The organism is Micromonospora sp. NPDC050686, from assembly GCF_040654475.1.
GTDB lineage: Bacteria > Actinomycetota > Actinomycetes > Mycobacteriales > Micromonosporaceae > Micromonospora.
The window spans coordinates 21,235-43,825 of record NZ_JBFAID010000051.1 but is presented as its reverse complement, the minus strand read 5'-3'; the positions used below and the strand labels follow the sequence as shown (position 1 = coordinate 43,825).

The 22,591-nt window shown below is 73.0% G+C and carries 23 protein-coding genes; 8 read left to right on the top strand and 15 right to left on the bottom strand.

What is annotated here, in order from left to right:
- The first annotated feature begins 47 nt into the window (after positions 1 to 47).
- Complete coding sequence (locus AB0H57_RS26190) at positions 48 to 1,133, top strand: DUF3866 family protein (protein ID WP_357510821.1); 1,086 nt, start codon at positions 48 to 50, stop codon at positions 1,131 to 1,133.
- Between the two features lie 6 nt (positions 1,134 to 1,139).
- Here AB0H57_RS26190 and AB0H57_RS26185 read toward each other — a convergent pair whose 3' ends face one another.
- Complete coding sequence (locus AB0H57_RS26185) at positions 1,140 to 1,631, bottom strand: peroxidase-related enzyme (RefSeq protein WP_357510844.1); 492 nt, start codon at positions 1,629 to 1,631, stop codon at positions 1,140 to 1,142.
- Positions 1,632 to 1,933: 302 nt separating this feature from the next.
- Between AB0H57_RS26185 and AB0H57_RS26180 the strand changes: the two genes are divergently transcribed.
- The gene (locus AB0H57_RS26180; RefSeq protein ID WP_357510819.1) at positions 1,934 to 2,890 is read left to right on the top strand and encodes a hypothetical protein; all 957 of its coding nucleotides are present in this window, start codon (positions 1,934 to 1,936) and stop codon (positions 2,888 to 2,890) included.
- 89 nt (positions 2,891 to 2,979) lie between these two features.
- Here AB0H57_RS26180 and AB0H57_RS26175 read toward each other — a convergent pair whose 3' ends face one another.
- The 8 genes from AB0H57_RS26175 to arc form a co-directional block, all read right to left on the bottom strand.
- Positions 2,980 to 3,174, bottom strand: a complete 195-nt coding sequence (locus AB0H57_RS26175) for a hypothetical protein (RefSeq protein ID WP_357510817.1) — start codon at positions 3,172 to 3,174, stop codon at positions 2,980 to 2,982.
- A gap of 59 nt (positions 3,175 to 3,233) precedes the next feature.
- Positions 3,234 to 4,592, bottom strand: a complete 1,359-nt coding sequence (pafA, locus tag AB0H57_RS26170; protein ID WP_357510815.1) for a Pup--protein ligase — start codon at positions 4,590 to 4,592, stop codon at positions 3,234 to 3,236.
- A 300-nt stretch (positions 4,593 to 4,892) separates the two neighbouring features.
- Positions 4,893 to 5,726 (bottom strand): proteasome subunit alpha, encoded by an 834-nt coding sequence (gene prcA / locus AB0H57_RS26165; RefSeq protein ID WP_357510813.1) that lies wholly within the window; start codon positions 5,724 to 5,726, stop codon positions 4,893 to 4,895.
- A gap of 69 nt (positions 5,727 to 5,795) precedes the next feature.
- Positions 5,796 to 6,635 carry a proteasome subunit beta gene (gene prcB / locus AB0H57_RS26160; RefSeq protein WP_357510811.1) on the bottom strand — a complete coding sequence of 280 codons (840 nt, stop codon included), beginning with the start codon at positions 6,633 to 6,635 and terminating at the stop codon, positions 5,796 to 5,798.
- Complete coding sequence (locus tag AB0H57_RS26155; protein ID WP_357510809.1) at positions 6,554 to 7,093, bottom strand: endonuclease VII domain-containing protein; 540 nt, start codon at positions 7,091 to 7,093, stop codon at positions 6,554 to 6,556. Before AB0H57_RS26155 ends, prcB begins: the two co-directional genes overlap by 82 nt.
- A gap of 77 nt (positions 7,094 to 7,170) precedes the next feature.
- Positions 7,171 to 7,380, bottom strand: coding sequence for a ubiquitin-like protein Pup (locus AB0H57_RS26150; protein WP_357510842.1), 210 nt, complete (start codon positions 7,378 to 7,380; stop codon positions 7,171 to 7,173).
- Positions 7,381 to 7,487: 107 nt separating this feature from the next.
- Entirely contained in the window at positions 7,488 to 9,005 is a 1,518-nt protein-coding gene (gene dop / locus AB0H57_RS26145; protein ID WP_357510807.1) for a depupylase/deamidase Dop, read from the bottom strand.
- A gap of 168 nt (positions 9,006 to 9,173) precedes the next feature.
- Positions 9,174 to 10,955: a proteasome ATPase gene (gene arc / locus AB0H57_RS26140; protein WP_357510805.1), complete on the bottom strand. Its 1,782-nt coding sequence runs from the start codon at positions 10,953 to 10,955 to the stop codon at positions 9,174 to 9,176.
- A gap of 178 nt (positions 10,956 to 11,133) precedes the next feature.
- Here arc and AB0H57_RS26135 point away from each other — a divergent pair, with 178 nt between their 5' ends.
- Positions 11,134 to 11,430, top strand: coding sequence for a ferredoxin (locus tag AB0H57_RS26135; RefSeq protein ID WP_357510840.1), 297 nt, complete (start codon positions 11,134 to 11,136; stop codon positions 11,428 to 11,430).
- 198 nt (positions 11,431 to 11,628) lie between these two features.
- On the opposite strand, the gene AB0H57_RS26130 is transcribed toward AB0H57_RS26135, so the two are convergent.
- The 3 genes from AB0H57_RS26130 to AB0H57_RS26120 all read right to left on the bottom strand — a co-directional run bounded on the left by AB0H57_RS26130 (position 11,629) and on the right by AB0H57_RS26120 (position 14,541).
- On the bottom strand, positions 11,629 to 12,198 hold the full coding sequence (locus AB0H57_RS26130) for a hypothetical protein (RefSeq protein ID WP_357510803.1): 570 nt from the start codon (positions 12,196 to 12,198) through the stop codon (positions 11,629 to 11,631).
- Positions 12,199 to 12,418: 220 nt separating this feature from the next.
- The gene (locus AB0H57_RS26125; RefSeq protein WP_357510801.1) at positions 12,419 to 13,390 is read right to left on the bottom strand and encodes a tRNA (adenine-N1)-methyltransferase; all 972 of its coding nucleotides are present in this window, start codon (positions 13,388 to 13,390) and stop codon (positions 12,419 to 12,421) included.
- Positions 13,387 to 14,541 carry a site-2 protease family protein gene (locus tag AB0H57_RS26120; protein WP_357510799.1) on the bottom strand — a complete coding sequence of 385 codons (1,155 nt, stop codon included), beginning with the start codon at positions 14,539 to 14,541 and terminating at the stop codon, positions 13,387 to 13,389. Before AB0H57_RS26120 ends, AB0H57_RS26125 begins: the two co-directional genes overlap by 4 nt.
- Positions 14,542 to 14,622: 81 nt before the next feature.
- On the opposite strand from AB0H57_RS26120, the gene AB0H57_RS26115 reads away from it, so the two are divergent.
- The 4 genes from AB0H57_RS26115 (at position 14,623) to AB0H57_RS26100 (ending at position 20,148) form a co-directional block, all read left to right on the top strand.
- Positions 14,623 to 15,546 (top strand): PD-(D/E)XK nuclease family protein, encoded by a 924-nt coding sequence (locus AB0H57_RS26115; RefSeq protein ID WP_357510797.1) that lies wholly within the window; start codon positions 14,623 to 14,625, stop codon positions 15,544 to 15,546.
- Positions 15,547 to 15,730: 184 nt separating this feature from the next.
- Positions 15,731 to 16,417 carry a response regulator transcription factor gene (locus AB0H57_RS26110; protein WP_357510795.1) on the top strand — a complete coding sequence of 229 codons (687 nt, stop codon included), beginning with the start codon at positions 15,731 to 15,733 and terminating at the stop codon, positions 16,415 to 16,417.
- 352 nt (positions 16,418 to 16,769) lie between these two features.
- Complete coding sequence (locus AB0H57_RS26105) at positions 16,770 to 17,540, top strand: ABC transporter ATP-binding protein (protein WP_357510793.1); 771 nt, start codon at positions 16,770 to 16,772, stop codon at positions 17,538 to 17,540.
- Positions 17,541 to 17,592: 52 nt separating this feature from the next.
- Entirely contained in the window at positions 17,593 to 20,148 is a 2,556-nt protein-coding gene (locus AB0H57_RS26100; RefSeq protein ID WP_357510791.1) for an FtsX-like permease family protein, read from the top strand.
- Between the two features lie 51 nt (positions 20,149 to 20,199).
- On the opposite strand, the gene AB0H57_RS26095 is transcribed toward AB0H57_RS26100, so the two are convergent.
- The gene (locus AB0H57_RS26095) at positions 20,200 to 20,847 is read right to left on the bottom strand and encodes an HAD family phosphatase (protein ID WP_357510789.1); all 648 of its coding nucleotides are present in this window, start codon (positions 20,845 to 20,847) and stop codon (positions 20,200 to 20,202) included.
- Positions 20,848 to 20,983: 136 nt separating this feature from the next.
- The gene (locus AB0H57_RS26090) at positions 20,984 to 21,745 is read right to left on the bottom strand and encodes a neutral zinc metallopeptidase (protein ID WP_357510788.1); all 762 of its coding nucleotides are present in this window, start codon (positions 21,743 to 21,745) and stop codon (positions 20,984 to 20,986) included.
- Positions 21,746 to 21,873: 128 nt separating this feature from the next.
- Between AB0H57_RS26090 and AB0H57_RS26085 the strand changes: the two genes are divergently transcribed.
- Positions 21,874 to 22,296 (top strand): hypothetical protein, encoded by a 423-nt coding sequence (locus AB0H57_RS26085; RefSeq protein WP_357510786.1) that lies wholly within the window; start codon positions 21,874 to 21,876, stop codon positions 22,294 to 22,296.
- 4 nt (positions 22,297 to 22,300) lie between these two features.
- Here AB0H57_RS26085 and AB0H57_RS26080 read toward each other — a convergent pair whose 3' ends face one another.
- Positions 22,301 to 22,513 carry a hypothetical protein gene (locus AB0H57_RS26080; protein ID WP_357510784.1) on the bottom strand — a complete coding sequence of 71 codons (213 nt, stop codon included), beginning with the start codon at positions 22,511 to 22,513 and terminating at the stop codon, positions 22,301 to 22,303.
- Positions 22,514 to 22,591 lie beyond the last annotated feature (78 nt).

Here is a 22,591-nt window from a genome sequence, read left to right as displayed (position 1 = left end):
CGGACCCCGGCGACGGCGGCGGCACGGCCGCGGATAGCGTGCCGGTCATGGTGCGATGGCGGACCGGTTCGGTCACGGCGGTACGGCGGCGATGGACCGGCGCGGTGGAACTCGACGTCACCCTGCCCGACTCGACCGCCGTGCGCGCCCTGGCCTACCCGGCCCTGGTCGGCGAGCCGCGGCCCGGCGACCGGGTGCTGCTCAACGTCGGCGCCCTGCTGATGGGCCTCGGCACCGGCGGGTACGCCCTGGTGGTGGCCCTGCCCGACCGGCTGCCCGCGGACCCGCCGCAGGCCGGCGACACCCGCGACGCCGGTCACCTGGTCAAGGCCCGCTACACCCCGTTGCAGCCGATCCTGCTCGGCGTGGACGAGGAGGCCTCCCCGCACCACGACCTGCTCGCCGCGGCGGAGGACGTCGGCGGCATGCCGGTGGTCACCGCCGACCTGCATTCGGCGCTGCCGGCCGTGCTCGCCGGGATCCGGGCCGACGCCCCGGACGCGCGGGTGGCCTACCTGCTCACCGACGGCGGGGCGCTGCCCGCCTGGTTCTCCCGCACCCTGGCCGGGCTCGCCGGCCACCTCGCCGGCACGATCAGCGTCGGGCAGGCCTTCGGCGGCGACCTCGAGGCGAGCACCCTGCACAGCGGCCTGCTCGCCGCCCGCCACGTGCTGCGCGCCGACCTGGCGGTCGTCGCGCAGGGGCCGGGCAACCTGGGCACCGGCACCCGGTGGGGGTTCTCCGGGGTGGCCGTCGGGGAGGCGGTCAACGCGGTCGCCACGCTGGGTGGGCGACCCGTCGGCTCGCTGCGCGTCTCCGCCGCCGACCCCCGGCCCCGGCACCGCGGCGTGTCCCACCACAGCCTCACCGCGTACGGCCGGGTGGCGCTCGCCGGGGCGGACCTGGTGGTGCCCGACGGCCTGGACCGGGCGCTCGCCGCGCAGGTGCACGCGGCCCTGGCCCCGCTCGCCGCCCGGCACACCGTCGTCACCGTGCCCACCGACGGGCTGGACGCGGCGCTGCGGGCCAGCCCGGTCGGTCTGTCCACCATGGGCCGCGGGCTCGACGCCGACCACGCCTACTTCCTGGCCGCGGCCGCCGCCGGCCGGCACGCGGTACGCCTGCTCGGCTGACGGGCGTCAGTCCGCCCGGTAGCCGTGGGTGACGATCCGGTCGGCGGCCTGCGCGTACGCCGCCGGATCGCGGGGCGCCCAGGTGCCCAGGCCGTCGACGTAGCGGTTGAACATGCAGAACGCGGCGGCGATCAGCACCACGTCGTGGATCTCCAGGTCGGTGGCGCCCGCGCCCCGGGCCGCCTCGACCAGTTCGGTGGTGACCTCCCGGCCGTCGCGCCGCACCGCCGCCGCGATCCGCAGCAGCGCCCGCAGCTTCGCGCTCACCGGCGCGGTGTCGACGTCCCGGCGCACCTGCTCCACCAGCGACATCCCCGCCGGCAGTTGCGCGGCGGCGAACGCCGAGTGCGACGAACAGCAGAAGGTGCACTCGTTCAGGCCCGACACGTAGGCGGCGATGAGCTCCCGCTCGCCCGCCGTCAGCGTGGGGTGCGGGGCGCGCAGCAGCACCTCCGCGAGGTCGTTCAGCGGCCGCGCGGTCTCCGGACGGAACCGCATCGGGCCGTTGATGCCCGGGTGGGTCCGCTCGTCCAGGCCAAGATCGATGTGTGCGGTCACGGCACCCTCCGGTCGTCGCACGGTGGCCCGCTCGACGCTGCCAGCCGCCCCCGCCGGCCGCACCTTCCGTCGTGCCCAATCCGGCCCGGCGGCGCGGAGGTGCGCACCCTCGGAGACGCCCCGCGGGCGACGCCCGCCGGATCCTGAAGCAGGTACCCGGACCCCCTCCGCACCGGCCCCGGGCCCCGCGACCGGCACCGCCGCCGGCCCGGACCGCCGCGATCCGGTGTGACCGTCTGCGAATGCGAGGCGTCATGGCACTGCGCGAACTTCCCGACACCCACCGCCCGGTCGTCACCCCCGACCACCGGCCCGCGCACCCCCGCCGGGTGGCGCTGCTCAGCGCCGCGGCCGGCGTCCTGCTCGCCGTCCTGTGGTCGTTCGAGCTGGTCGACTCGGTCGTCGGCGACAACGTCGCGAACACGGTGCTCGGCCACGACGCCAAGGCCACCGCGATCAGCGGCACCCTCGCCGGCCTGCTCTTCGCGTTCGTCTCCGGCTTCGCCGGCACCTTCACCGCCTGCAACATCGCGATGGCCGCCTCGATCGGCCCGATGAGCCAGGTCTCCGGCGCCACCGGCGCCGAGGGCACCGGAGCCGCCCTGCGGTCCCTGCTCCGGCCGGTCGGCTGGCTCGCCCTGGGCATGGTCGCGGTCTCCGCCGGCTACGGCGCGATCGGCGTGCTCCTCGGCGACCGGCTGCCGCAGCTGTCCACCGAGGTGGTCGACGGCGTGCCGGTCCGGCTCATCCAGTCGTTCGTGGTGTTCGGCGTGATCGGCCTGGTCCTGACCTACCTCGGGCTGGCCACCCTCGGGCTGCTCCCCGACGTGCTCGCCGGCCGGCCCGTCGCCCGGGTGGTGCTGATGGGCGCGCTGGTCGGCGGTTTCCTCGTCGGACGCCCCTACCCGCTGTTCAACAAGCTCTTCCACTGGGCCGCCGAGACCGGCAACCCGCTGTACGGGGCGCTCGCCTTCACCCTCCAGTCGCTGGGCAACATCCTGCTCGTCACCCTGCTCATCGCGGTCGCGGTGATCGTCAGCCGGGGGCGGTTCCTGCGCTGGATCGCCCAGCGCCGCCGGGCCACCCTGATCGCCGGCGCGCTGCTCGTCGCCCTGGGCGTCTTCACCGTCGTCTACTGGGACCTGCGGGTCCCCGCCCACTTCGGCATCGGCTGGTTCCCCCGCATGCCGTACAACTGACCGGCGTCCCCCGGCGGCCCCAACGCCTCAGCCCACAGCCCCGGCGGCGCAGCCCACGGCTCTGGCGGCGCAGCCCACGGCCCGCCGGCTCAGCCCACGAAGAAGATCAACGCCAGCCAGCCACCGACGATCAACACCAGCGCCGCCGCCAACACCCAGGTGGGCACCGTGTACTCGCCACGCCGGTTGCGTTCGACCTCGGCGCGGATCTTCTCCCGCCGCCGGTCGATCCAGTTGGTCTTCTCGGTGCCGCTGTCGCGGTCGGAGGATTCGGAAGTGTTCATCGCGCCGCCAGCCTACCGGTCGGCCGCCGGCCGGTGCCCGCACCGGCCGGCGGCCGCCGTCACATGCTGGCGATCAACCGCTCCACCCGCTCGTCGTACGCCCGGAACGGGTCCTTGCAGAGCACCGTGCGCTGCGCCTGGTCGTTGAGCTTCAGGTGCACCCAGTCGACGGTGAAGTCCCGCCGCTTCTCCTGCGCGTGCCGGATGAACTCGCCGCGCAGCCGCGCCCGGGTGGTCTGCGGCGGCGTCTCCTTCGCCTCGAAGATCTCCGGGTCGGTGGCCACCCGGTCCACCGCACCGCGCCGTTCCAGCAGCCCGTAGAGCCCCCGCCCCCGGCGCAGGTCGTGGTACGCCAGATCCATCTGCGCCACCCGCGGGTGCGACAGCGGCAGGTCGTGCTTGCGCTGGTACCGCTCGATCAACTTCAGCTTGCTCACCCAGTCGATCTCCCGCGCCACCGGATCCAGGTCCCCGGTCTCCACCGCCCGCAGCACCCGGCCCCACAGCTCCACCACCCGCTTGGCGGTCTGGTCCCCGCCTCGGCGCTCCACGAACTCGGTCGCCTTCGCCAGGTATTCCTGCTGGATCTCCAGGGCGCTGACCTCCTTGCCGGAGGCCAGCCGGACCTTGCGCTGGCCGGTGATGTCGTGCGACACCTCGCGGATCGCCCGGATCGGGTTCTCCAGCGTCAGGTCCCGCATCACCACCCCGGCCTCGATCATCCGCAGCACGATGTCCGCGCTGCCCACCTTCAGCAGCGTGGTGACCTCGTTCATGTTCGAGTCACCGACGATCACGTGCAGCCGGCGGTACCGCTCCGCGTCTGCGTGCGGCTCGTCCCGGGTGTTGATGATCGGCCGGCTCCGGGTGGTCGCCGACGAGACCCCCTCCCAGATGTGCTCCGCCCGCTGAGAGAGGCAGTAGACCGCGCCGCGCGGTGTCTGCAGTACCTTGCCCGCCCCGCAGATCAGCTGCCGGGTCACCAGGAACGGGATCAGCACGTCGGCCAGCCGGCCGAACTCCCCGTGCCGGGACACCAGGTAGTTCTCGTGGCAGCCGTACGAGTTGCCCGCCGAGTCGGTGTTGTTCTTGAACAGGTAGATCTCACCGGCGATGCCCTCGTCGTGCAGCCGCTTCTCCGCGTCGACGAGCAGGCCCTCCAGGATCCGCTCCCCCGCCCGGTCGTGGGCGACCAGGTCCGTCACCGAGTCGCACTCCGGCGTCGCGTACTCCGGGTGCGAGCCCACGTCCAGGTAGAGCCGGGCGCCGTTGCGCAGGAACACGTTGCTCGACCGGCCCCACGACACCACCCGCCGGAAGAGGTACCGGGCGACCTCGTCGGGGGACAACCGGCGCTGACCCCGATAGGTGCAGGTGACGCCGTACTCGGTCTCGAGGCCGAAGATTCGCCGCTCCATGATGTGACACTAGCCGCCCGAGGCCCCAGATGGGCAGCGCTCGATCACCAGGAGCGCCCGAGTCGACCCCGCGGGACACCCCCGGCCGCGATCCCGCACCCAACGCGGGTCGAGTGGGGCCGCCCGCGGGCACGAACGCGGCCCAGGGCAGGACATGCGGCGCGGCATCCCGCCGCCCGGCCAAGGCACGACGTGCGGCATCCTGCAGGCGCCCTCGTCCTGGACGCCACCACGACGGCTGACACGGCTAGGCCCCGGGCGCGTCGCGCGCCCAGGGCCTCGTGGAACCGGTCCGGAGTGCTACTCCCCAGGCTGGTCGGGCTGCTGGCCCTCCAGGTCCGCCGAGCCGGCCGACGTGGTCGGCTTGTGCGCCTCCTCCGTCGGCACCGTCGGGGTCTTCGCCACCCCCGGCGCCGGCGCGGTGTCCCCCGCCTGGTCACCCTCCAGCAGCGCGGTCAGCGCCGCGCCGGTGATCCGCCGGAACGTACGCCCCACCCGGCGCCGGTCCAGCACCGCCACCTCAAGCTGGTTCGCGGCGATCGTGCGGGAGGCGCCGCCCTCCCCGCCCACGCTGCTCAGCGCCGCCACCGCCACCTTGACCGCCTCACCCAGCGACATGTCCGGCCGGTGCTGCGACTTGAGCACCCCGGCGATCGCGTCCGCCTGACCGCCCATCGCCATCCGGCCCGGCTCGTCGTTCACCGAGCCGTCGTAGGTCAGCCGGTACAGCTCGTCGTCGTCCGGGGTGGCGCCCACCTCGGCCACGCAGATCTCCACCTCGAACGGCTTCGACTGCTCGGTGAAGATCGCCCCCAGGGTCTGCGCGAACGCGTTGGCCAGGCCCCGGCCGGTCACGTCCCGCCGGTCGTAGCTCAGGCCGTTCAGGTCGGCCATCCGAACCCCGGCCCGGCGCAGGTTCTCGAACTCGTTGTACCGGCCGACGGCGGCGAAGCCGATCCGGTCGTAGATCTCGCTGACCTTGTGCAGGGCGCTGGAGAGGTTCTCCGCGACGAAGAGCACCCCGTCGGCGTAGCTCAGGACCACCGTGCTCCGGCCCCGGGCGATGCCCTTGCGGGCCAGCTCGGAGCGGTCGCGCATGATCTGCTCGGGCGAGGCGTAGAACTGCATGGCCACGGCGGCGGTTCTCCTTCAAAGGCGCTGTGCTGACGACTGCTGGTGTGGGGCGGGGGCGGGGCGGACGGTTCAGCCGCCTGGGTTCTCCATCCGACCGGCGACGACGCCCTCGGCGATCGCCGCGGTCTCGGCGTCGGTGAGCCGGTGGGTGCCCTCGGCCGTCGCGGTCATCACCACCGGGTAGATCCGCCGGGTCAGGTCCGGCCCGCCGGTCGCGGTGTCGTCGTCGGCCGCGTCGTAGAGCGCCTCGACCGCCAGCCGGACGGCGTCGTCGACGGAGATCCCCGCGCGGTAGCGCTTCTTCAACGCCGACTTGGCGAAGAGCGAACCCGAGCCGATCGCGTCGTATCCGGTCTCGCCGTAGGGGCCGCCGGTCACGTCGAAGCTGAAGATCCGGCCGGCCTTCGCCGGGTCGCTCGCGGCCAGGTCGAAGCCGGCGAAGAGCGGGACCACGGCCAGGCCCTGCATCGCCGCGCCGAGGTTGCCGCGGATCATCGAGGCGAGCCGGTTGGCCTTGCCGTCGAGGGAGAGCATCGCGCCCTCGATCTTCTCGTAGTGCTCCAACTCCACCTGGAACAGTCGCATCAGCTCGATGCCGATGCCCGCGGTGCCCGCGATGCCGACCAGCGAGTACGCGTCGGCCGGGTGCACCTTCTCGATGTCGCGCTGGGCGATCAGGTTGCCCATGGTGGCGCGCCGGTCGCCGGCCATCACCACGCCACCGACGGCCGAGATGGCCACGATCGTGGTGGCGTGCGGTGCCAGGTCGGCGGCCATCCCCGGCGGCAGCGGCCGGCGGCCGGGCAGCATCTCGGGGGCCACCCGGCTCAGGAACGTGGTGAAGGAGGACGTCCCCGCGTTGGTGAACACATCTGGTAGACGCCCGGATGGATCGAAAGCCGCTGCCACGTGGTTCCTCTCAGATACGTGATCGCCCTGGCCAGCGTCACGGGGCTGTCCCGGAACTGGCCAAGACCACCGTTACAGTTGAAGCAGAGTATCCCGCGCACCCATCCGGTGCGATGATCGTGGTCCAGATGTTGAGGATCTTCGCCGCCGCAGATGGCGCAGACGCCGCCCTGCTCGGCGAGGAGCTCGTCGAACTCCTTCTGCCCCACCCCGTAGCGCCGGCGCAGGTGGTACTCGCGACTGCCGCCGTAGAGCCGCAGCCGGGTTTCCTTTCCCTTCGCGTTGTGACACGGCTTGCAGTATCGGCCGTAGCCAGACGACGCGGAGCGGTTCTTCGGGAAGTCGTCAAGCGTTTGGCATAGCTGGCTTTCGACCGGACGTTGAAACACGGCTTGCAGTAGCTGCCACGACCATCGGGACGCCTGCTGTTCGAGCAGAACTCCTCGATCGGCTTCCACTCGCCACAGTCACGGCAGCGGCGGCGCCCGTCATGGTCATCAGATCGGCGCGGCATGCCCGGATTGCCCTATATGCCCTACTCGCCCCCTTTCTGGACATATCCACGAACAAATTCTTCTGCGTTCTCCTCCAGGACCGAGTCGATCTCGTCGAGCAGGTCGTCGACGTCCTCGGTGATCTCGGCGTGCCGCTCGGCCACTTCCGGGTTGGCCTGCGCGGTGGCCTCCTCGACCTCTTCGCCCTGGGTCGACTTGCCGGACTGGGTCTGGCCGCCCTCTTGCGCCATCAGGTCCTCCTCCACGATCGCCCTGCGATGAACTTACCTCGCGGGAGCGACGAAAAGCCCGCCGCGCGCCGGGTCGCGGCGCGCAGCGGGCTCCCGAGATACGCCGGTCAGCCGCCGGTCAACGCCTCCAGCAGGTCCTTGGCGCTCGCGCACCGGTCGAACAGCTCCCCGACGTGCGTGCAGGTGCCCCGCTCCGGCTCCATCATCGGCACCCGGACCAGCGACTCCCGGCCCACGTCGAAGATGACCGAGTCCCAGCTCGCGGCGACCACCTCGGAGGCGTACTGGGCCAGGCAGCGCCCCCGGAAGTAGGCCCGGGTGTCCTCCGGCGGCTCGGTCATCGCGGTGCGGGTCTGCTCGTCGGTGAGCAGGGTCTTCATCGAGCCGCGGGAGACCAGCCGGTGGTAGAGGCCCTTCTCCGGGCGGACGTCGGAGTACTGGAGGTCGACCAGCTGGAGCTTGTGCGAGCCCCAACCGAGCTTCTCCCGCTCCCGGTAGCCCTCCAGCAGCCGCAGCTTGGCCACCCAGTCGAGCTCGTCGGCGCATTCGAACGCGTCACGGCCGAGTCGGTCCAGCACGCTCTCCCAGCGATCCAGCACGTCCGCGGTCTGCGGGTCCACGTCGGCGCCGTACCGGTCGTCCACGAAGGAGCGGACCCGCTCCAGGTACGCCCACTGGACGTCCAGCGCGGTCAGCCGGCGGCCGTCGCGCAGCCGCATCCGGTGCGACAGCGACGGGTCGTGGCTGACCGCGCGCAGCTCGCTGACCGGGTCGGCGATCCCCAGGTCGGCACCGAGCGCCTTCTCCTCGATCATGGTGAGGATCAGCGCGGTGGTGCCGACCTTGAGGTACGTGGAGATCTCCGACAGGTTGGCGTCGCCGATGATGACGTGCAGGCGGCGGTACTTGTCGGCGTCGGCGTGCGGCTCGTCCCGGGTGTTGATGATCGGCCGCTTGAGGGTGGTCTCCAGGCCGACCTCGACCTCGAAGAAGTCGGCACGCTGGGAGATCTGGAAGCCGCTCTGGCCGCCGTCCTGCCCGATGCCGACCCGGCCGGCGCCGCAGACGATCTGCCGGGTGACGAAGAACGGCGTCAGGTACGCCACGATGTCGGCGAACGGGGTCTGCCGCCGCATCAGGTAGTTCTCGTGGGAGCCGTAGCTGGCGCCCTTGTTGTCGGTGTTGTTCTTGTAGAGGTGGATGGGCTGGGTGCCGGGGATGGTGGCGGCCCGGCGGGCGGCCTCGGCCATCACCCGCTCCCCCGCCTTGTCCCAGCGCACCACGTCCAGGGGGTTGGTCACCTCGGGGGTGGAGTATTCGGGGTGGGCGTGGTCGACGTAGAGCCGGGCGCCGTTGGTCAGTATGACGTTGGCCAGCCCGAGGTCCTCGTCGGCGAGCGCCTCCGCCGGGTCGTACGCGGCGCCGGAGTAGGTGAAGCCGCGGGCGTCGCGCAGCGGCGACTCCTCCTCGTAGTCCCAGCGGGCCCGGCCCCCGCGGTTGAGTTCCGGGCGGGCCCCGTAGGCGTTGACCACCTGGGAGGAGGTGACCATCGGGTTGGCCCCGGCCTGGGTCGGTACGGAGATGCCGTACTCGACCTCGGTGCCCATGATCCGTCTGACGCTCATCCGACCTACCGCTCTGCTCGCCGTCCCGGTCCCCCCGTCACGTCGAGCGTAGTCGCCGGGACGGCGGATGGGGGCGTGGCGGCGGCGCGGGCCGGTGGTGTCGCACGCGCGGGCCGGAACGCAGGTAGGCCCGCGGCGGGTGCCGCGGGCCTACCTGGTGCGCGTCGGTTACAGGTACTGACCGGTGTTGCTGGCGGTCTCGATGGACCGGCCGGCCTCCGCGCCCTTGCCGCCGGAGACGAGCGTGCGGATGTAGACGATCCGCTCGCCCTTCTTGCCGGAGATGCGGGCCCAGTCGTCGGGGTTGGTGGTGTTGGGCAGGTCCTCGTTCTCGCGGAACTCGTCGACGCAGGCGTCGAGCAGGTGCTGCAACCGCAGCCCCTTGCGGCCCGAGGTGAGGAACTCCTTGATGGCCATCTTCTTGCCCCGGTCGACGATGTTCTGGATCATCGCGCCGGAGTTGAAGTCCTTGAAGTAGAGGACTTCCTTGTCGCCGTTGGCGTAGGTGACCTCGAGGAAGCGGTTCTCCTCGGTCTCCGAGTACATCCGCAGCACCACGGCGTCGATCATCGCCGCCACGGTGGACTGCGGGTCGTTTCCGTGCTCGGTCAGGTCGTCGGGGTGCAGCGGCAGGCCGGGGAGGATGTACTTGGAGAAGATGTCCTTGGCCGCCTCGGCGTCCGGCCGCTCGATCTTGATCTTCACGTCGAGCCGGCCGGGGCGCAGGATGGCCGGGTCGATCATGTCCTCCCGGTTGGAGGCGCCGATCACGATGACGTTCTCCAGCCCCTCGACGCCGTCGATCTCGCTGAGCAGCTGCGGGACGATGGTGTTCTCCACGTCGGAGGAGACGCCGGAGCCACGGGTGCGGAAGACCGAGTCCATCTCGTCGAAGAACACGATCACCGGCGTGCCCTCGCCGGCCTTTTCCCGGGCCCGCTGGAAGATCAGCCGGATGTGCCGCTCGGTCTCGCCGACGTACTTGTTGAGCAGCTCCGGACCCTTGATGTTGAGGAAGAAGCTGGTGTGCCGATCCTTGCCCTCCCGCTCGGCGATCTTCTTGGCCAGCGAGTTGGCCACCGCCTTGGCGATGAGCGTCTTGCCGCACCCGGGCGGGCCATAGAGCAGGATGCCCTTGGGCGGCCGGAGCTGGTGCTCGCGGAACAGGTCGGCGTGCAGGAAGGGCAGCTCCACCGCGTCGCGGATCTGCTCGATCTGGGAGTGCAGGCCGCCGATGTCGGTGTAGTCGACGTCGGGCACCTCCTCCAGGACCAGTTCCTCGACCTCGCTCTTCGGGATCCGCTCGTACGCGTACGCCGAGCGGGGCTCGATCATCAGCGAGTCGCCGGCCCGGATCGCGCTACCGATCAGGGTCTCGGCCAGGTGGACGATCCGCTCCTCGTCGGAGTGCGAGACCACCAGCGCCCGGTCGCCCGGTGCGCCGTCGGGGCCCGCCAGCACCTCCTTGAGCATCACCACCTCGCCGACCCGCTCGTAGCCGAACGCGTCGACGATGTTGAGCGCGTCGTTGAGCAGGACCTCCTGGCCGCGCCGCAGCTCGTCGGTGTCGAGCGAGGGCGAGACGGCGACCCGGAGCTTGCGGCCGCCGGTGAAGACGTCCACGGTGCCGTCGTCGTGCTTGGCCAGGAAGACGCCGTAACCACTCGGTGGCTGCGCGAGGCGGTCGATCTCCTCCTTGAGCGTCACGATCTGCGCGCGAGCCTCCTTGAGGGTGCTCACGAGCCGTTCGTTGTTCTCGGTCAGCCGCGCCAACTGCGCCTGGGTGGCGGCCAGCCGCTCTTCGAGCTGCCGGACGTGTCGGGGGCTTTCGGTCAGCTTGCGCCGCACCAGTGCGAGTTCCTCTTGAAGGAACGCGACCTGCGTGGAGAGATCGTGGGCCTCCTTCTCCCACCGTGCGGCGCGCGAGTCCGCGTCGTCGCTGCGTGCCACGTCCCACCTCCCCGGGGGCTTGAACGTTCTTGCCTAACACTAGCCGCTGTGAGGGCGATTCGGTCCCACGCAACGCCCTCGTCACCGAACCTTGATCGCCAAGGGACGCCGGAAGGGGCCGGTCCGGGCGTTCGGGTACCGTCGGGGCGTGGGACGGGAGAACATGGGGGGTGCAGCAGTGGCGCAGGTCGCGACGGACCAGCTTCAGGTCTGGGTGGACCAGGACCTCTGCACGGGCGACGGGCTCTGCGTGCAGTACGCGCCGGAGGTCTTCGAGTTCGACGTCGACGGCCTGGCGTACGTCAAGGGCGCCGACGGGGAGCTGCGCTCGGCCCCGGGCAGCCGGGTCGACGTGCCGGAGCACCTGCGCCTCGAGGTGATCGACTCGGCGAAGGAGTGCCCGGGCGAGTGCATCCACGTGCTGCGCGCCGGCGACGGCGTCGAGGTGGCCGGCCCGGAGGCCGACGAGGAGTGAGCCGCGCCGCGCCCGAGTGACGTTGCGCACACTTCCCGCCACCCGGCGTCGCGGCCATCGGGCGGGACATGATCGATTCCGGAGCCGGCGGTCCGTACCGCCGGCTCCGCCCCGTTGCGGCTGCCACGAGCGGCGTCGGAACCCGCGGCGCCCGAGACCACGGCGTCGGAGCACCGGCGGGCTCAGAGCGCCACGGCGTCAGAGCACCGGCCGGCCGACCACCGAGGCGACCAGTCGGGCGAACTCCTCCAGCCGGGCGATCTGCCCGGCGCCGCCGTCGTCGAGGGTCTTGCCGAAGCGCAGCGCGTCGTGCCGCGGCGCGGCGACGACCTCGTCGCCGGGCGGCGCCTCGTCCAGCGAGGTGAGCAGCAGGTAGACGTCGATGCTGTCGATGCGGATCTCGCCGTTCTCGGCGCGGGTGAGCCGCCGCCGGCAGCCCACCTCGGTGACGGTGGAGACCGGCACCACCCGCAGCGAGGAGGTCATCGAGCCCGGCGGCCCCTCCCCCGGCGGGACGTCCTCACCGTGCCAGAGCACCAGCCGGCTGCCGTCGCAGACGACGACCTCCTGCCACACGCCGTTGACCTCGTTGACGAAGCGTTCCAGGGTGAAGCCGAGCACCGAGGCGCCGCGCAGCACCCCGCCGAGGGCCTCCAGGGCGACGTCCGGGTCGCGCAGGTAGGCGCGGGCGGCGGACTCCAGGTCCTGGTAGGGGGACCAGTCGGGAAAGACGGCGGGCACGTCGCCGTTGAAGCCCGGTCGGCTCACGCAGCCGCCCCCGACCGGTCGGTCCGGCGGCGGGGCCTCATCCCACCGCGCCGGACGCCGTTGCACCCGTCCATGCCACCGCCTCCCCAAGGCCGGTCCACGCCGGGCGGAAGGATACGCCCGCGCGGGACGGCGGCTCCAATCGCCCGGCACCCCGCCCGCGTGGCGGGGCGGCCCGGCCGCGGCCCCCGGTCCGTCCCGTCCAGCCCCGCCGGCGGGATCACCGCTGGTCCGGCTCCGCTGCGCCGCCCTCCGCCGTGTCGGCGGCGGCCTGGCGGGCCGCCTCGGCCTCGCGCAGCGCCTGCCGCCGCTGCACGTACGCCTCGGTGCCCTTGCTCGGCTTGCGCCGCCGCGGCGGCGCGGTGACCCCCGGGGCGAGCTTGCGGGCGGAGACCAGGAAGGCGGTGTGCGCGATCATCCGGTGGTCGGGCCGGACCGCGAGACCCTCGGCGTGCCAGTCGCGCACCAGCGACTCCCAGGCCCGGGGCTCGGTCCAGCCGCCGCGCTCGCGCAGCGCCTCCACCAGCTCGGACAGCTGCGGAGTGGTGGCGACGTACCCGATGAAGACGCCGCCGGGCAGCAGCGCCCGCTCGACCATGTCGAGGGTCTCCCAGGGGGTGAGCATGTCGAGGATGATCCGGTCGAAGCCGGTCTCCGGGCACTGCGCGACGTCGCCGACGTGCAGCTGCCAGGCCGGGTGCGGGCCGTTGAAGAACGCCTCGACGTTGCGCCGGGCGATCTGGGCGAAGTCGTCGCGCAGCTCCCAGGAGTGCAGCTCGCCCCCCACCCCGACGGCGCGCAGCAGCGAGCAGCTCAGCGCGCCGGAGCCGGCGCCGGCCTCGAGGACCTTCGCGCCGGGGAAGATGTCGCCCATGGCGACGATCTGCGCGGCATCCTTCGGGTAGATGACCTGGGCGCCGCGCGGCATGGACAGCACGTAGTCCGACAGCAGCGGCCGCAGGGCCAGGAAGGCGGTGCCGCCGCCCGCGGTGGTGACGACGCTGCCGTCGGGGAGCCCGATCAGGGTGTCGTGCTTGAGGATCCCGCGGTGGGTGTGGAACTCCTTGCCGGGCTCCAGCGTCACGGTGTGCATCCGGCCCTTCGGGTCGGTCAGCTGCACCCGGTCACCTGGCCGGAACGGCCCCCGGTGCACGGGAGGATCGGCCGGGACGGTGGAGGGATGTGCGGTCACGTGTTCATCTTCCGTTTGGGTTCCAGGAGCTGCGCCAGATCCGCGATGTGCAGAACGCCGACGACATCTTCGCCTGAGGTCACCACGTACTGCGCGCCCGGGTGGGTCTGCACGATCTCCATCACCCGTTCACCGTCGAGGCCGACCGGCAGGACGGGCAGCTGGGCCAGCGGCCGGGACACCTCGTCGACCGCCACCCAGGGCCGGCGTTCGGCCGGTACCCGGCCGGCCCGGACCGGGTCGAGCAGCGCGACGGTGCGCCCAGCGCCGTCGGCCACGCCGATCGCCACGCCGGGCGGAGTGTGCGCGTCGCGCCGGCGCTGCGCCTCCGCGAGGGGGGTGCCGGTGGGCACGGCCAGCACCGGCCGGGCGAGCCGGCGCAGGTCGACCAGGGGGAACCGGCGGCTGATCCGGGCGTAGCGGATGGACTGGCCGGCGCCGCGCCAGAGCGTGAACACCACCAGCAGCATCAGCGGCAGCGCCAACGGGACGAGGATCCGGGCCACGGCGAGCAGCACGACCAGGACCGCGGTGCCGACCGCGACGGCCCGGCCGACCCAGCCGGCGATCTCCGTGGCGCGGTGCCGGTCGCGGGTGAGCGCCCAGATGGCGGCGCGCAGCGCCCGGCCGCCGTCCAGCGGCAGGCCGGGCAGGATGTTGAACAGCGCGACGACGACGTTGCTCAGGGCCAGTTGCAGCGCCAGCTGGTGGGCCAGGGTGTGCGGGGGCAGGGCCAGGGTGGCGCCGACGGCGAGCAGCCCGAGTACGGCGGAGACCGCCGGCCCGGCCAGGGACACCTGCAGGTCGATCCGGGCGGTCGGGGGGTCCCGGTCCATCTCGGTGTATCCGCCGAGCAGCTCCAGGGTGATCCCGCGTACGCCGATGCCGTGCCGACGGGCGGTGAGCGCGTGGCCGAGCTCGTGCAGCAGCACGGAGCCGAGCAGGGACACCACGAAGCCGAGCCCGATCAGGTAGCCGCCGAGCGGCGGCAGGCCGAGCCGGTCCCGGGCGAACTCGGCGTAGATCACGGTGACCAACAGGGTGAGCAGCAGCATCGACGCGTCGAGGTGCAGCGGCACCCCGAACACCCGCCCCACGGTCAGGCCGGGGCGCCGCCCGGGTCGGCGCGGTGGTCGGGTCTGCTGGTCCACCGGGTCGATGCTACGCGGGGCGGATCATGCTCCGGTGCGGCGACGGCGGGGCTGTCACACCGGTGCCCTAACCTTCCGGACATGACGGCGCAACCGGTGATCGACGGACAGGACGCCCGCCCCGGCGACGGGTCGGCGGCGCTGCCACCCACGGTGCGGGCCTCGCTGTCGCCGTCGCGGGCCGCGGATTTCAAGACCTGTCCCCTGCTCTACCGCTTCCGCAGCATCGACCGGCTGCCCGAGCGGCCGACGGTGGAGCAGGCCCGGGGCACGCTGGTGCACGCGGTGCTGGAGCGGCTGTTCGACCTGCCGGCGGCGGCGCGCACCCCGGCGGCGGCCGGTGACCTGGTGGCCCCGCAGTGGGACCGGCTGGTCACCGAGGAGCCCGAGCTGGCCGGGCTGTTCGGCGCGGGCGACGACGCCGACGCCGCCGAGTTCCTGCGCACGGCCGCGGCCCTGCTGGAGGGCTACTTCGCGGTGGAGGACCCGCGCCGGCTGGAGCCGGCCGAGCGGGAGAGCCTGATCTCCGCGGTGGTCGACGACGAGCTGTTGATCCGCGGCTACCTGGACCGGCTGGACGTGGCGCCGGACGGCGCGCTGCGGGTGGTCGACTACAAGACCGGCGGCGCGCCGCGGGAGGCGTTCGAGGCGCGGGCGCTGTTCCAGTTGAAGTTCTACGCCCTGGTGCTGTGGCGCACCCGCGGGGTGGTGCCGCGGGTGCTGCGGCTGCTCTACCTGAAGGACGCGGAGGTCTGCGACTACTCTCCCGACGCCGACGAGCTGCTGCGCTTCGAGCGCACGGTGGTGGCGCTGTGGCAGGCCATCGAGCAGGCGACCGCGCGGCAGGATTTCCGGCCCCGGCCGAGCCGGCTCTGTGACTGGTGCAACCACCAGGCGCACTGCCCCACCTTCGGTGGCACGCCACCGCCGTTCCCGGTGGCCGGCCCGGCCGACCCGCTCACCGACGCCCGCTCCGGGCCGGCGGTGCCCGGCGCCGACGAGTGACCAGGGCCCGCCCGGCCCGGCGGGGCGGCCCGCCACCGGGCGGTGGGACGCGGCGCGCCAGGGCGGCACCGCCACAGTGGGACGCGGCGCGCCTGGGCGGTGACCGCCACGGGTAGGCGAGAATCCCCGTGACGCCCGCGGTCGACCGGCCGGATGCCGGGCCGTGGCGACGACGGGAGGGTGGATGACCGAGAGCGCGCGACCGCCCCGCCCGGTACGCGTCCTGCTCGCCGACGACCAGCCGCTGCTGCGCACCGGGTTCCGGATGGTGCTGGGCACCGAGGCCGACCTGGACGTCGTCGGCGAGGCCGCCGACGGGGTGGAGGCGGTGGAGCTGGCCCGCCGGCTGCTGCCGGACGTGGTGCTGATGGACGTCCGGATGCCGCGGATGGACGGGGTGGCGGCGACCCGGGCCATCGTCGCCGCCCGGCTGCCGGTGCGGGTGCTGGTGCTGACCACCTTCGAGCTGGACGAGTACGTGGTGGGCGCGTTGCGCGCCGGAGCGAGCGGTTTCCTGTCCAAGGACGTGCCGGCCGAGGATCTGGTGGCGGCGATCCGGACGGTGGCGGTCGGAGGGGCGGTGCTGGGCCCGCGCATCCTCCGGCGGCTGCTGGACCGCTTCGCCGAGGCGCTGCCCGACCCGGACGCGGCGCCGCCCCGACTGCTGAGCACGCTCACCGACCGCGAGCGGGAGGTGCTGGTGCAGGTGGCGCGGGGGTTGTCGAACGCGGAGATCGCCCAGGCGCTGTCGGTGAGCGAGACGACGATCAAGACGCATGTCGGGCACGTGCTGACCAAGCTCGGGTTGCGCGACCGGGTGCAGGCCGTGGTGCTGGCGTACGAGTCTGGTCTGGTGCGCCCCCGGGCGTAGCGGACCGGTGCGGCGGGCCGCCGGTCCGCGTACGCCGAAGGTTCACCGGCGGGGCAACGGCCTGTTGCGGTCGTCACGTACCGTGACCGTTGGCGGCGCGGCGGGGTTGACCCTCACGTGGCGTCAAGCCCTACCGTCGGCGACGGCGCGGTCCCGGCGGGCGGGGCGGCCGGTCTCGGGCACCGCCGATCGGGGATGACCCTGAGTCCGCCTCAGGGCCGTCCCGCAGCGGAAAATCCGCCGCGGGTCCCCCCTCAGGCGGACGGTTCGACGCCCGACGGCACGGAGGATGTAACTTGCCGCACCGACCAGCGGGGGCGGTGTGCGCGCGGATGTAGGAGGGGTAGACGACGTGACCGCTACGGTGGGCCGGCAGGCCGGGGTGGCAGCCCGGGCCGATGACGTGTGGAAGGTGTACGGCAGCGGCGAGGCTCAGGTGGTCGCGCTGCGGGGGGTCAGCGCGGAGTTCGAACGCGGCCGGTTCACGGCCATCATGGGACCGTCCGGCTCGGGCAAGTCGACGCTGATGCACTGCCTGGCCGGGCTGGACTCGGTGACGCGGGGCACGGTGGCCATCGGCGACACCACGGTCACCGGGCTGGGTGACTCCGGCCTGACGAAGCTGCGCCGGGACAAGGTCGGCTTCATCTTCCAGCAGTTCAACCTGCTGCCGACGTTGACCGCGCAGGAGAACATCCTGCTGCCGCTGTCGATCGCCGGGCGCAAGGCCGACCCGGCCTGGTACGAGACGGTGATCGACACGGTGGGGCTGCGGGACCGGCTGGGGCACCGCCCGGCCCAGCTCTCCGGCGGGCAGCAGCAGCGGGTGGCATGCGCCCGGGCCCTGGTCGGCCGCCCCGAGGTGATCTTCGCGGACGAGCCGACCGGAAACCTGGACTCGCGCTCCGGCGCCGAGGTGCTGGCCTTCCTGCGCGACTCGGTACGCGAGCACGGCCAGACGATCGTGATGGTGACCCACGACCCGACCGCCGCCGCGTACGCCGACCGGGTGGTCTTCCTCGCCGACGGGCAGATCGTGTCGGAGCTGATCGAGCCGACCGCGGACACCGTGCTGGACACCATGAAGAAGCTGGACACCGGGGCCGAGGTGGGACGGCCGTGAGCATGCCGCGGGTGCCCGTACCGGCGCCGGCCCCCGGACGGGGGTCGCGCTGATGTTCCGGGCGACGATGAAGAGCCTGCTGGCGCGGAAGGTGCGCCTGGTCCTGTCCGGCCTGGCCGTGGTGCTGGGCGTCATGTTCGTCTCCGGCGCGTTCGTGCTGACCGACACGCTCGGTCGGTCCTTCGACGCGGTCTTCGCCGACGGTTTCTCCGACATCGACGTCACGGTGTCGGCGAAGCCGAAGGTGGCGCTCAACGAGACCGAGGGCGAGCAGGTCGCCGCGCCACTGCCGGCGTCGGCGGTGGAGCGGGTCCGGCGGGACGTGTCGGGCGTGGCCGAGGCCGAGGGGGTGGTCAGCGCCGACGGCGCCCGCCTGATCGGCAGCAACGGCAAGGTGGTGACCTCGTTCGGGCCGCCGCAGCTGGGTGAGAACTGGCTCGGCGAGACCGACCTGGTCCAGTTGCGGCCCGGCGGCCGGGAGCCGCGGGCCGACGACGAGATCGTCGTCAACGCCGGCCTGGCGCAGGCGGCGAACGTGAAGGTCGGTGACCGGGTGGGGGTGCTCACCCTGGTGCCGAAGAAGGAGTTCACCCTGGTCGGGGTCTTCGGCTACAGCGGTGGCCGGGACTCGATCGGCGGGGTGAACCAGGTCGGCTTCACCACCCCGGTGGCGCAGCGGCTGATGCTCGGCAAGCCGGACGTCTTCACCAGCATCACGGTGCGCGCCGCCGACGGGGTGACCCCGCAGCGGCTGCGCGACGACGTGGCCGCCGCGCTCGGCGCCGACTACGTGGTGAAGACCGGCGAGCAGGCCGCCGCCGACCAGGCGGCCGGCCTGAAGCAGGGCCTGGACTTCTTCAACAAGGTGCTGCTCGGCTTCGCCGCGGTGGCGCTGCTGGTGGGCACCTTCCTCATCCTCAACACCTTCTCGATCATCGTGGCGCAGCGGACCCGGGAGCTGGCGCTGATGCGGGCCCTCGGGGCCAGCGGGCGGCAGATCGTCGGCTCGGTGGTGCTGGAGGCCGTCGCGGTCGGGTTGATCGCCTCGCTGCTCGGCCTGGCCGCCGGGATCGGGGTGGGCGCGCTGCTGGCGTACCTGTTCGGCAAGCTCGCCGGCGGGTTGACCCTGGCCGGGCTGGGCGTGCCACCGGCCGCGGTGATCGGCGCGCTCGGGGTGGGTCTGCTGATCACGGTGGTGGCGGCGCTGCTACCGGCGATCCGGGCCGCGCGGATCCCGCCGATCGCGGCCATGCAGGACGTGGCGAACCCGGACCGGCCGCTGACCAAGGTCACCGTCGCCGGGTCGCTGGTCACCGCGGTCGGCGCCGTGCTGCTCTTCCTCGGGCTCGACGGGCACGCCCGCGGCAACACGCTCGCGGTCATCCTCTCCGGGGTGCTGTTCGCGTTCATCGGGGTGGCGCTGCTGACCCCGGTGATCAGCCGGCCGGTGGTGGCCCTGCTCGGGTCGATCTTCGCCTGGTCGGTGCCGGGCAGGCTGGGTCGGCTGAACTCCGGCCGCAATCCGCGCCGCACGGCGATCACGGCGGCCGCCCTGATGGTCGGCATCGCCCTGGTCACCGGGGTGACGGTCATCCTGGACTCGGCCAAGGGCAGCATCGGCGCGCTGGCCGAGGACCGGATCAAGGCCGAGCTGGTGATCGCCGGGGCGCAGTCCGGGCCCCGGTCGCCGAGCTTCGACCCGGCGGTGCTCACCGAGGCAGCGAAGATCCCGGGCGTGCAGCTCGTCGACGGCGAGTACGGCGACATGGCCATGGTCGGCGGCAAGCGCACCTGGGTGGGCGCGGCGAGCGACGTGTCCGCGCTGGAGCGGATCTTCGGGGCGCGGGCCGCCGCCGGTGACATCGGCCGGCTGGGCCCGGACCAGATGCTGTTCAGCTCGGACACCGCCAAGTCCCGCAACGTGTCGGTCGGCTCGCAGGTCACCGTGCAGCTGACCCGGGGCGAGGCGCGCACCTTCACGGTCAGCGGAATCTACGAGAGCTCGCAGTTGACCAACCCGGTGATGCTGCCGGTGGAGGCGACGAAGGACTTCGCCATCCCGCAGCCGACGCAGGGCTTCGTGCAACTGGCCCCGGGCACCCGGGTCGCCGACGTGCAGCCGCAGGTGGAGCGGCTGCTGGCGGACAGCCCCGAGGTGTCGGTCGCCGACCGGGCGGCGTTCATCAAGCAGCAGACCAGCATGCTGGACACTCCGCTGCAGATGATCCAGATCCTGCTGGCGCTGGCCATCGTGATCGCCGTGCTGGGCATCGTCAACACCCTCGCGCTGTCGGTGCTGGAACGGACCCGGGAGTTGGGGCTGCTGCGGGCAATCGGCCTGCGCCGGGCGCAGACCATGCGGATGATCACCGTCGAGGCGGTGGTGATCTCGGTGTTCGGCGCGCTGCTCGGCGTCGCGGTCGGCACCGGTCTCGGCGCCGCGGTGGTCCGCGCGCTGCGCGACGAGGGCATCACCGACCTGCACCTGCCGTGGACCCAGATGGCCGTCATGCTGGGCCTGGCCGCCCTGGTCGGGGTGGCGGCGGCGGTGGTCCCGGCGATCCGGGCGGCCCGGATCAACGTGCTGGGCGCGATCGCCCACGAGTGAGCCGACGACGAGGGGCCCCGCCAGGTGGCGGGGCCCTTCGCCCGTTGCGGGTCAGCCCGGCGGCTCGCCGAGCAGCGCGGCCAGCAGTTCCAGGTCCGCGGCGGTCAGGCTCTCCAACTGGTGTACGCCGTCGGCCGGCTCGATCGGCACCTCCGCCGGCACCGCCAGCACCGCCGCGCCGGCGGCGAGCGCGCTGGCCACCCCGCTCGGCGAGTCCTCGATCGCCACGCAGCGGCCGATCGGCACGCCGAGCAGCCGGGCGGCGGTCAGGTAGGGCTCGGGGTGCGGCTTGGCGGAGCCCACCTCGTCGCCGCAGACGATCGCGTCGAAGCTGTCCCGACCGAGGGTGTCCAGGGCCACCTCGACCAGCGGCCGACCGCTGGAGGTGACCAGCGCGGTGGGGATGCCGGCGGCGCGCACCGCGTGGAGCAGGGCCAGCGCGCCGGGCCGCCAGCGCAGGCCGGTGCGGAACAGCTCCAGGATCCGCGCGTCGATCCAGGCGGCGCTGACCTGCGGGTCCCGCTCCGGCTGGCCCAGGTCGTCGTGCAGGATGCGCATCGAGACGGCCATGCTGGTGCCGACGATGGCGCGGCGGGCGGCGTCGGAGAGCGTGCCGCCGTACGTCTCGGCCAGCTCGGTGAGCGCGACGTCCCACAGCTTCTCGCTGTCGACCAGAGTGCCGTCCATGTCGAAGAGCACGGCGGCGGGGTGCGGGCTGCTCAGCGGATCCTCCCAGGGTGCGGTGTGACCCGCCGATCCTGCCAGCCGGGCCGCCGGCCCCAGTGGCCGTCCCGGCGCGGGGTGACGCAGCCGACGTTCTGCCCGCCGGGCAGGCTCAGCCCAGGTCGCAGGCCTCCAGCGACCGCTCGTAGCCGCGGAAGAACGACTCGGTGCGCTGCTCGGCGGTGCCGTGCGAGCCCTCGGCGAACCAGGGCTGGTCGGGGTCGTCGCCCACCGCGAGCAGCCCGTCGCGCAGCTCGTCCAGGTCACCGTCGTCCAGGGTGAGGGTCTTCGCGCGGACCGAGTCGCCGAGGTACGCCCCGGCCATGCAGTCGGCCTGCAACTCCTGCTGGATGGTGAAGTTGTAACGGATGCCGAGGCGCACCTGCACGCCGTGGGCGTACTCGTGGCCGAGCAGGTAGAACAGGAACGCGTCGCCGATCTGCCGGAACGCCGCGACCGACCAGTTGACGTCGTAGGCGATGAAGTCGCCGGCCGAGCAGTACACGGCGTTGTTGCGGGGCAGCGGCTGTCCGCCGCAGGCCAGCTCGCCCTCCCGCTGGTAGGCGACCACCCGCCGGATCGGCCGGAACCGCTCCCCGGACGCCTTGAACTGGGCGGTCCAGTACTCCTGGGCGGTGCCGACCGCACCGTTCATGTCCCGCTTGAACTCGGCCACGCTGGTGGTGCCGTCGGCGCCCGGGCCGTCCGAGCCGGAGTCGTCCGGCGCCGCCGCGGAACGGCGGGGCTCCTGCGGGCCGTCCGGCCCGGGGTCACCGCCGTCGACCCCGCCCACGGCGCAGCCGGCGGCCACCACCGCGGCGACCAGGAACCCGGCGAGCGGCCCCCGCCGCCCACGTCCCGTCTTCTCCCCCACGGTCGCCTCTCCGGCCGAAATCGACGTGCCAGCGCATTACCCCGGGCGGGTGCCGATGATGCCCACCCATGATCACGAAAACCTGGTGCCGATGGTTCACCCGTCGACCGCCCGCGTACAGTGCGGCGGTGACTGGGCAGGTGGCGCACGCGAGCATCGTCTACTGGCGACGGAGCATCTGGAACGGCCGGCGCTGCGTGCCGGTGGCGATGATCCTGGACGAGGGATGGCTGCGGGCCCGGGACGCCGACGGCAAGGAGCTGTTCGCCGTGCCCGTCGGTCAGGTCGGCGGCCGGCTGTCCCGGCTCGGCACGCTGCTGCTCACCGTCGACGGGCGGCGCTACGCCCTGGTCGGGCGGGGCTCCGACAGCTCGCCGGAGCCCGGCGCCGACCAGCGACGCGCGGTCACCGCGTTCTGGGCCGTCCGGCCGGCACCGGGCCCCGCGGGCGGGCCCGGGCTCCTCGACCAGATCTTCAACGGCTCCGCCGCCTGGCACACCCGCACCTGGCGGGACGTGCTGGCCGCCGCCGGGGCCGGCATCCGGCGCTGACCGCTCAGCCGGTGAAGCCGTGACCGCCCCGGTTCCAGCCGTCGTGCTGGGCCTGCGCCCGCTCGGCCGCGCGCCGGTGCCGCTCGGACCGCGCACCGCGGACCGCCGCCTCGTCCTCGCCCCCGGCGGACCGGCGCCGGTGTCGCAGGCGGACGTAACCGACCACCGCGGCCACGGCCACGGCGAGCACCGCGAGGGTCACCAACACCGTCGTCATGACGAAACGGTACGCCGCGGCGGCCGGCCGGTGGGGGCGGCGGTGGCAGCCATGACCGGCTCTCGGGGTCGGTCCCCT

Bases quoted from the DNA above. Each gene is read 5' to 3' on its own strand.
- AB0H57_RS26080 (WP_357510784.1), bottom strand. From the start codon at position 22,513: ATGACGACGGTGTTGGTGACCCTCGCGGTGCTCGCCGTGGCCGTGGCC.
- AB0H57_RS26180 (WP_357510819.1), top strand. From the start codon at position 1,934: ATGCGAGGCGTCATGGCACTGCGCGAACTTCCCGACACCCACCGCCCG.
- AB0H57_RS26115 (WP_357510797.1), top strand. From the start codon at position 14,623: ATGACGGCGCAACCGGTGATCGACGGACAGGACGCCCGCCCCGGCGAC.
- AB0H57_RS26185 (WP_357510844.1), bottom strand. From the start codon at position 1,631: ATGCGGTTCCGTCCGGAGACCGCGCGGCCGCTGAACGACCTCGCGGAG.
- AB0H57_RS26100 (WP_357510791.1), top strand. From the start codon at position 17,593: ATGTTCCGGGCGACGATGAAGAGCCTGCTGGCGCGGAAGGTGCGCCTG.
- AB0H57_RS26150 (WP_357510842.1), bottom strand. From the start codon at position 7,380: ATGGCGCAAGAGGGCGGCCAGACCCAGTCCGGCAAGTCGACCCAGGGC.
- AB0H57_RS26110 (WP_357510795.1), top strand. From the start codon at position 15,731: ATGACCGAGAGCGCGCGACCGCCCCGCCCGGTACGCGTCCTGCTCGCC.
- dop (WP_357510807.1), bottom strand. From the start codon at position 9,005: ATGAGCGTCAGACGGATCATGGGCACCGAGGTCGAGTACGGCATCTCC.
- pafA (WP_357510815.1), bottom strand. From the start codon at position 4,592: ATGGAGCGGCGAATCTTCGGCCTCGAGACCGAGTACGGCGTCACCTGC.
- AB0H57_RS26190 (WP_357510821.1), top strand. From the start codon at position 48: ATGGTGCGATGGCGGACCGGTTCGGTCACGGCGGTACGGCGGCGATGG.
- AB0H57_RS26175 (WP_357510817.1), bottom strand. From the start codon at position 3,174: ATGAACACTTCCGAATCCTCCGACCGCGACAGCGGCACCGAGAAGACC.